Annotated in this window: 6 protein-coding genes and 3 pseudogenes; 8 read left to right on the forward strand and 1 reads right to left on the reverse strand. The window is 58.3% G+C overall.

Annotated elements, in window-relative coordinates:
• The first annotated feature begins 56 nt into the window (after positions 1-56).
• The 6 genes and pseudogenes from nifE (at position 57) to fdxB (ending at position 4,506) form a co-directional block, all read left to right on the forward strand.
• The gene (gene nifE, locus H8A95_RS25265) at positions 57-1,703 is read left to right on the forward strand and encodes a nitrogenase iron-molybdenum cofactor biosynthesis protein NifE (RefSeq protein WP_229166819.1); all 1,647 of its coding nucleotides are present in this window, start codon (positions 57-59) and stop codon (positions 1,701-1,703) included.
• 9 nt (positions 1,704-1,712) lie between these two features.
• On the forward strand, positions 1,713-3,122 hold the full coding sequence (gene nifN / locus H8A95_RS25270; protein ID WP_229166818.1) for a nitrogenase iron-molybdenum cofactor biosynthesis protein NifN: 1,410 nt from the start codon (positions 1,713-1,715) through the stop codon (positions 3,120-3,122).
• Positions 3,119-3,514, forward strand: coding sequence for a nitrogen fixation protein NifX (gene nifX / locus H8A95_RS25275; RefSeq protein WP_229166817.1), 396 nt, complete (start codon positions 3,119-3,121; stop codon positions 3,512-3,514). The genes nifN and nifX overlap by 4 nt, the downstream gene beginning before the upstream one ends.
• Before the next feature lie 6 nt (positions 3,515-3,520).
• Positions 3,521-3,991, forward strand: coding sequence for a NifX-associated nitrogen fixation protein (locus tag H8A95_RS25280; RefSeq protein WP_229166816.1), 471 nt, complete (start codon positions 3,521-3,523; stop codon positions 3,989-3,991).
• A gap of 8 nt (positions 3,992-3,999) precedes the next feature.
• Positions 4,000-4,200, forward strand: coding sequence for a CCE_0567 family metalloprotein (locus tag H8A95_RS25285; RefSeq protein WP_229185572.1), 201 nt, complete (start codon positions 4,000-4,002; stop codon positions 4,198-4,200).
• Between the two features lie 13 nt (positions 4,201-4,213).
• Positions 4,214-4,506: pseudogene (gene fdxB, locus H8A95_RS25290) on the forward strand (ferredoxin III, nif-specific).
• 446 nt (positions 4,507-4,952) lie between these two features.
• Here fdxB and H8A95_RS44525 read toward each other — a convergent pair.
• A pseudogene (locus H8A95_RS44525) lies at positions 4,953-5,070 on the reverse strand (IS5/IS1182 family transposase); the annotation flags it as partial.
• Positions 5,071-5,291: 221 nt separating this feature from the next.
• On the opposite strand from H8A95_RS44525, the gene H8A95_RS25300 reads away from it, so the two are divergent.
• A complete protein-coding gene (locus H8A95_RS25300) occupies positions 5,292-6,137 on the forward strand; it encodes an alpha/beta fold hydrolase (protein WP_229166814.1) in 846 nt (281 codons plus the stop codon).
• 119 nt (positions 6,138-6,256) lie between these two features.
• A pseudogene (locus H8A95_RS25305) lies at positions 6,257-7,249 on the forward strand (IS110 family RNA-guided transposase).
• Positions 7,250-7,917 lie beyond the last annotated feature (668 nt).

The following is a 7,917-nucleotide window of genomic DNA, read 5'->3' on the forward strand; positions in this document are numbered from 1 at the left end:
GGCACAAAGGGCATGATGGCTGGCTTTGCATCTGGTTTCGATCGAAAGGAAAACGAATGAGTTCGCTAGCGGCCAGGGTCCAGAGTATTTTCAACGAGCCCGGCTGCGCCAAGAATGGCAGCAAGTCGGAGGCCGAGCGCAAAAAGGGCTGCACCAAACAGCTGCAGCCAGGCAGCGCTGCGGGCGGCTGTGCGTTCGACGGCGCAAAGATTGCGCTGCAGCCCATTACCGACGTCGCTCACCTCGTACATGGTCCGATCGCGTGCGAAGGCAATTCGTGGGATAATCGCGGCGCGGCATCTTCCGGCTCTAGTCTGTGGCGCACCGCATTCACGACCGATATGAGCGAAACCGATATCGTGTTTGGAGGCGAGAAACGGCTCTGCAAAGCGATCAAGGAGATCATCGACAAGTACGATCCGCCCGCCATCTTCGTCTATCAGACCTGCATCCCGGCCATGATCGGCGACGATATCAACGCGGTCTGTAAGGCGGCATCTCAAAGGTTTGGCAAGCCGGTGATCCCGATCAATTCCCCGGGGTTCGTTGGTTCCAAGAACCTCGGCAACAAACTCGCCGGCGAGGCCTTACTCGACTATGTGATCGGAACGCAAGAGCCGGACTACACCACACCGTACGATGTCAACCTCATTGGAGAATACAATCTCTCGGGAGAGCTCTGGCAAGTGAAGCCTTTGTTGGATGAGCTTGGAGTGCGGATTCTCTCCTGCATCTCGGGCGATGCCAAATATCGCGAAGTCGCTTCATCGCATCGTGCACGGGCGGCGATGTTGGTGTGCTCGAAAGCCATGATCAACGTCGCGCGCAAGATGGAGGAGCGCTACGGCATTCCGTTCTTCGAAGGGTCGTTCTACGGTATCCAGGATTCGAGCGAGTCGCTGCGCCAGATTGCCCGCTTGTTGGTTGAGCGCGGCGCGCCGAAAGATCTGCTGGGGCGCACCGAAGCTGTGATCGCACGCGAGGAAGCGAGAGCATGGGCCGCGATCGGGCCATACAAATTGCGATTCAAAGGCAAGAAGGCTTTGTTGATTACCGGCGGCGTCAAGTCATGGTCGGTCGTTGCGGCGCTACAGCAAGCCGGCCTCGAACTGGTCGGAACCAGCGTGAAGAAATCGACAAGGGAGGACAAGGAACGCATCAAGCAGCTCATGGGGCAGGATGCCCGCATGATCGAGGATATGACGCCGCGCGAAATGTACAAGATGTTGAAGGACGCCAAAGCGGACATCATGCTCTCGGGCGGCAAATCGCAGTTCGTTGCACTGAAGGCGGCGATGCCTTGGCTCGACATCAACCAGGAGCGTTGCCACGCCTATATGGGCTATCTCGGAATGGTCAAGCTGGTGGAGGAGATCGATAAGTCGCTCTCCAACCCGATGTGGGAGCAGCTACGTCGTCCGGCGCCATGGCAGGCATTGGCCAGGGCAATGGTGCAGATGCAATCGACGGTGGCCGCGGTCGCTTGCGATCCGGCGGTCACGGAGGCGGCGCGGCGCGCGAGAAAGATCTGCTTCTGTAAAACAGTGGATCTCGGCACAATCGAGGATGCGATCTACGCGCATGGCCTAAGGAGCGTCGAGGCAGTCAGAGACCACACCAATGCAGTCGGTGGTTGCTGCAAGCGACGCATCGAGGACGTTCTGGCGTCCTCGCCACCTGCCGGGCTGCAAGCTGCTGAATAGGGAGGTGTCATGGCCACCGCCACGGTACCGACAAAAGCGTGCGCGATTAACCCGCTGAAGATGAGCCAGCCGATCGGCGCCGCATTTGCCTTCATGGGGCTGAGTGGGGCGATGCCGCTTCTGCACGGCTCACAAGGTTGCACCTCCTTCGGGCTCACCCTCTTTGTGCGGCATTTCAAGGAAGCTGTACCACTGCAGACTACCGCGATGAGCGAGGTCGCGACCGTGCTCGGCGGCTACGAGAATCTCGAGCAGGCGATACTCAATATCTACAACCGTACCAAGCCAAAAATCATCGGAATCTGCTCGACGGGTGTCACCGAGACCAATGGCGACGATGTGGACGCCTACCTCAAGCTGATCCGCGACAAGCATCCCCAGCTTGCGAAATTACCGCTGGTCTGTGTCTCGACGCCTGATTTCAAAAGTGCGTTCCAGGACGGCTGGGAGAAGGCTGTGGCGCGCATTGTGGAGATGCTGGTGGAAGGGCCAAACGTCAATGGCCTGCGCGATCCATCGAGGGTGAACGTTCTTCCAGGATGTCATCTCACGCCGGGTGATCTCGATGAACTCCGTGCCATCCTGGAGGATTTTGGGTTGCGGCCGTGCTTCCTGCCTGATCTGGCGGGGTCGCTCGATGGGCATATCCCCGATGAGTTTACGGCAACGACCTTCGGCGGCATCGGCGTCGGCGAAATCGCGAGCATGGGCCGCGCCGGATGGACCATTGCGGTCGGCGGGCAGATGCGGCGAGCAGCGGAGGTCATGCAGGCCAAGACGGGCGTGCCATTTCGCCTGTTCGAACGGCTGTGCGGTCTCGGCCCGAACGACGACTTGATGACTTTCTTGAGCGAGATCAGCGGTCGCCCCGTCCCGTCGAAATATCGGCGCCAGCGCGGCCAGCTCGCCGATGCAATGCTGGATGCGCACTTCCATATCGGCGGTCGCAAACTTGCGATCGCGGCTGAGCCCGACCTGCTGTTCGATCTGTCCAGCATGCTGCATGACATGGGCGCGCAGGTGACCGCGGCGGTGACTACCACGCAGTCGGCGGTGATCGAGCGGATCAAGACCGAGGAGGTACTGATTGGCGATCTCGAGGATCTGGAAGAGGTTGCCAGAACCAAGCATTGCGACCTGCTGATCACGCATTCGCATGGCAGGCAAGCGGCGGCTCGGCTAAAAATCCCGTTCTATCGAGCCGGTTTTCCGATGTTCGATCGGCTTGGCGCAGGGCACCAATTATCTATCGGGTATCGTGGTACGCGCGATCTGATCTTCGATATCGCCAATCTCGTGATCGCGGACCGCGAGGAGAATCATCAGCCGACGCCCGACAGATGGCGGGGTCTGGCCGCAGTGCCAGCGGGGGCCGGGAACCGCAGCTCTATGGGTTCAACTGAGAGGTCGATTGCATGAAGGTCGCGTTCGCCACACAAGACCTAAGACGCGTCGATGCCCATTTCGGTTGGGCAAAGAATATCGCTATCTACGATGTCGCGCCAGGTGGGCACGTGTTTCTCAAAGCGGTTGAGTTTGAGGGCGATCTCAGGGAAGACGGCAATGACGACAAGTTGGCGCCCAAGATCGAGGCGATCAAGGATTGCGCGATCCTTTACGTCGCCGCCATCGGCGGTGCCGGCGCTGCGCGGGTGGTGGCCAACAAGATTCATCCGATCAAGATGAACAAGCCAGAAGACATCCTTGTGCTGCTCGAAAAGCTCGAGCACGTCCTGAAGGGCACGCCACCTCCCTGGCTTCGCAAGGCCATGGCGAAGGATCAACGGCGCACATTCGAGTTCGATGATTGAGGTGAGATGACCAAGGCCGTATCAATAGAGCAGCAGGGCAGCGTCGTCGATGCGCCGTTCCTCAAGGAGCTGGTCAAGATTTGGCGCGCTCAGGATACCAACGGAGCCTGGGAGGCCAAGAGCGATCTCGACCTGCTTGAACCCTATATCTTGGACAAGGAGAAGCGGCGCGCCCTGCCGGTCGTCGGCGATCCAGATCCCGATACGCTGTGGCGGCTTGAGCTGTTCTTCAATGCGGTCGCGCTCTCGATCGAGAGGGTGACCGGCGTGATGATCACGCCGATGCTGAAGCTGCACCATGAAGGCTTTGGCCGCGTGGTGCTGATCGGAGGCCGGCTGGTCGCCGTGAACAAGCAACTACGCGATGTGCATCGCTTCGGCTTCGTCAATCTCGCAAAGCTCGTGCGGGAAGGTGACAAATATGTCTGGGAAGGAATCGATCTGATACGGAAATTTCCGGACGTGGCGAACTATTGAGGGCACTCATGAGCGATCGTGAAACACTGAAGGCAGAACTAAAGAAACTGTCGGCCAAAGCGCTACAAGCCAAAATGGATCTGCACGACCTTTCGGAAGAACTTCCCATCAACTGGACTTCGATCATGGCAGTGGCAGAGAAGGCACACGGTGCCTATGCCGAACTCGAACGCAAGAGCCGTGATTTGAAGGCGCTGGAAAAGACCTAAGGGCTTTCGAATCATGTCATTTGCAACGTGCGATGGCCGCGACTGGACGCCGGACTACCTGATCTCGATCGATCCCAAGAAGTGCATCGGCTGTGGCCGTTGTTTCAAGGTGTGCGGTCGAGACGTCATGACGTTGAAAGGAATCAACGAGGAGGGCGAACTTGTCGATCTCGACGATGACGGGGACGATGAGATCGAAAAAAAGTCATGGTTCTGAGTGATCAGGGCGCCTGCATCGGCTGCGGCGCCTGCGCAAGGGTTTGCCCGGCCAACTGTCAAACCCACATTTCAGCTAAAGCTGCCTGAGCAGCGGCCGGGGGCCTCTCACGGCGGGCGCGATATATGCGAGGGACTTGCCTTATCGTCGACACGTGAACCTGCAAAGGAGATCAGGGCGGTGTGCTCGGATGGCCTCGATTGTTGAGACGGAGCGTTCGGCGACATTGCGGCCAGGCCTGCTTGATCCGCAAGGCAAGCCCATAGATTGACCGGCAACCCGTCGGGAAGATCGTTCTCCCATCGCAAGGTCCGGGTTTCGTGGAAGGTCGTTTAACGCCTACTCGGGGCCGAGTATTTGGTGAGCGAGACGCGAACCAGATCATAGCCGATTACAAAATGCTGGTGTCCAGAAATGGGACGATCCTCGGAAGGATGGTGCTTTTATCCTCTGGCGGGCCACAGTGCCGGCCGTGGACAATCATGCCTGCCTTGATCGTGACCGGCCGCGTTGAAGCGGTATCCTGCGGCGGCAGCCCGCGTGACCTTCCCATCGATTGGCGCTGGTTCCTTGTTATGCAGGCTCCGCCTTGATGCACGCGGACAAGACGTGTCGATCATCTGGACAGCGGCGTCATGGGAGGCGGCAAGTGCATGCGGCTTGTTCGGCAGCATCGGCTTGACGGCAAGCCATTCATAGTCTGCGAGTTCGTAGCGCATGATTCGCCCCCCAGTTTGGGAGTTTGAATCACAGGGGCTCGCCGAAACACAACACCCCTGAGACCGGCCAGCGCCAGGGCAGAAGCGGACATTCCCACGGCTTGCACGTACCTCGCTTGCCTGCTCTTATTAGCAGGCGTTTGGAGACTCTGCCGATGCCTTATGTGCCGCCGAAGTGGTCGATCCCTCCTGATGTGAAATGGATTGAGGTAAATGGGTATCCGATGGCCTATCAAGACCGGGGAGCGGGCTCGCCACTGGTCCTAATCCATGGATCGTTTTGTGATTACCGAATCTGGCCAGATCAGCTCGGACCGTTTTCTAAGCAGCATCGAGTTCTCAACGTAAGCCTTAGACACTACTTTCCTGAAGTGTGGGATGGCGTAGGAAACGATTTCTCATTCGCTCAGCATGCCGACGATTTGGCTGCCTTCGTTCAAAAGCTCACACTTGGTCCCGTTCACTTATTAGGCGTTTCTCGCGGCGGAACGGTAGCTATCGAAGTGGCGAAAAAGTACCCGAACGCAATCCGAACGCTCATTCTGGCGGACGCAGGTGTAAGGCTAGAACTCTCCGAAACGGAAGAGAATTTGAAGGCGACGGCGTTCAGGCAAAGCCTATTTGATGATTTGCGGAAAGACGTAGCAAAGGGGGACGTTGAAGGCGGCACGGTGCGGTTCATGTTTCGCTTAAATGGTCCCGGTTGGTGGGAGAGCTTGTCAGCGGAACGGCAGAAGGAATTCCTACAGAATATCTGGACAGCAATCGTTGATTGTCCACAACCGCTCACTAAAGATGAGGAGCTGCGTAAATTCAATTTCCCGGTGCTAATGTTGAATGGTGAAAAGTCGCCACTTCTGAACGGAGTTCTGATTTCAGAAATGCGGAAGCGGGGCAATTTCGGACCGCCGGTCATCATTCGGCGCGCGGGTCACGGAATGAATCTTCAGAACCCCAAAGACTTCAATGAGGCTATCTTGAAGTTTACATCGCAGCACTGAAAGCAGCAGTGTTCATGCGAGTTCGCCCCTTCAGTCCGATTTATGACGGGGTTGACGCCCCGCCCGACGGCATCGATGTGCCAAAGTGGAGGTGTTGAGACCACTTAAGGGAGGCGTCCGTGTCTGAGGTTATCATAATCGGTCTGGATATCGCCAAGCACGTTTTTCACGTGCACGGAGCAGATGGACAGGGTCGAGCAATGTTCAGCAAGCGGATCAGCCGAGGAAAGCGGCGGGATTTCTTCGCGACCCAGCCGAGTTGCACGGTAGCGTTGGAGGCGTGTGGTGGAGCACATCACCGGGCCCGCCAGCTCGCTCAGCTTGGCCATGAAGTTCGGCTGATCCCGCCCGCCTATGTAAAGCCGTTCGCAAAGCCGGCAAAACAATGACGCGATCGATGCCGAGGCGATTTGCGAAGCAGCCCAGCGGCCGAGCATGCGATTCGTGGTGCGAAGAGCAGCAGGCGGGCGGCCTGGTGTTTAGAACCCGTGATCTGTTCATGCGGCAGCGAACCCAGCTGATCAAGGCGATTCGCGGACACCTCACGGAATATGGTTGGTCGCGCTCAAGGGGCCGTCGCATGTGGCGATGCTCGCTGATCTTATCGAGGAAGAAGAGATGGTCAACCCGCTTCCCGGAGCGGCCCGCGCCATGTTCCGAGTGATGTTAGACCGTTAGACCTACTCACCGGCCTCAGTAGCAAGATCGCGGATCTCGACAAAGAAATCGCACGGCGTGCACGAGAGGACGAAGTATCACGCAGGCTGATGACCGTTCCCGGTATCGGCCCAATCTCCGCCACCGCGATCGCCGCCTTAGCGCCGCCAGCCGAGACCTTTGGCAGGGGGCCGCGACTTTGCCGCCTGGATGGGTCTCACGCCTCTTCAAAGATCGACAGGCGGCAAGCAGAAGCTCGGTGCAGCATCCAAAATGGGCGAACGAAGCAGGCGAGCAAACGCGGTGCGCCGAGGGGTTCTTGGCTCGAACAGATGCTGGCTCGCAAACCGCGCATGCTGGTAACCGTCGCGCTCGCGAACAAGATGGCGCGGATCGTCTGGGCGCTGCTTACAAAGCAGGAGAACTACAGGGCTCCGGCCGCAGCCAAGGCGTGAGCCTGGCGGGCCTGAGGTCGTCGGAGATGTAGTCGGTCGAAGGAAGGTATGGCGCAACAGTCGGCGAGACGAGGCCGGAAGAACCAGGTGTACTCATCGTGCCTAGAGCACGCATTTATGATTTGGTTCCGGTCTGCGAACTCCCATACGGGCCCGCAGCTTCATCGCGCTGCACTATCAGAGGCCGGACAGATGGCAGCATCCGACTACTTGCCGATCTTCTTTAAAAATCGCTTGCATCTCGCGGGGCGTCCACAGATGAGTACACGACCTTCTGTAATGGGCCCGATGATGTCAAGCCTCCCGAGTGAATGTCACGCCGCCGAGCTCATGCTTCTGTCCGTGGTCAACGCCTGGCCGCCACATCATGCTGTCAGAGGGAGCGGTGAGCCTATCTAGATACGCGTGGTTCGTCGGATGACGGCCACTGGGTGTGTAACGGCTTCACCGGATCCACCGTCCCGGCGACGGGACTTCGGGCACTGCGCTTCAGTTTAGCCCGGTTGCGTTCTTAATCTCCTTCACCTGTTCTATGCTGCGATCGGCCCCGCTTCAGCCCATCGGTAAGTTGTGCCGTCGACACAGATCCGATACAGGATCACTGCGAGCTTACGTGTCAGGGCGACTTTGCGCGCTTCGAGCCTCGCCGCTTGGCGACGTCTATAGCG

The sequence above is a fragment of the Bradyrhizobium oropedii genome (assembly GCF_020889685.1).
GTDB lineage: Bacteria > Pseudomonadota > Alphaproteobacteria > Rhizobiales > Xanthobacteraceae > Bradyrhizobium > Bradyrhizobium oropedii.

What these genes read in the sequence shown, in the direction of transcription:
- nifE (WP_229166819.1), top strand. Translation starts at nt 57, where the DNA reads ATGAGTTCGCTAGCGGCCAGGGTCCAGAGTATTTTCAACGAGCCCGGC.
- nifN (WP_229166818.1), top strand. Translation starts at nt 1,713, where the DNA reads ATGGCCACCGCCACGGTACCGACAAAAGCGTGCGCGATTAACCCGCTG.
- nifX (WP_229166817.1), top strand. Translation starts at nt 3,119, where the DNA reads ATGAAGGTCGCGTTCGCCACACAAGACCTAAGACGCGTCGATGCCCAT.
- H8A95_RS25280 (WP_229166816.1), top strand. Translation starts at nt 3,521, where the DNA reads ATGACCAAGGCCGTATCAATAGAGCAGCAGGGCAGCGTCGTCGATGCG.
- H8A95_RS25285 (WP_229185572.1), top strand. Translation starts at nt 4,000, where the DNA reads ATGAGCGATCGTGAAACACTGAAGGCAGAACTAAAGAAACTGTCGGCC.
- H8A95_RS25300 (WP_229166814.1), top strand. Translation starts at nt 5,292, where the DNA reads ATGCCTTATGTGCCGCCGAAGTGGTCGATCCCTCCTGATGTGAAATGG.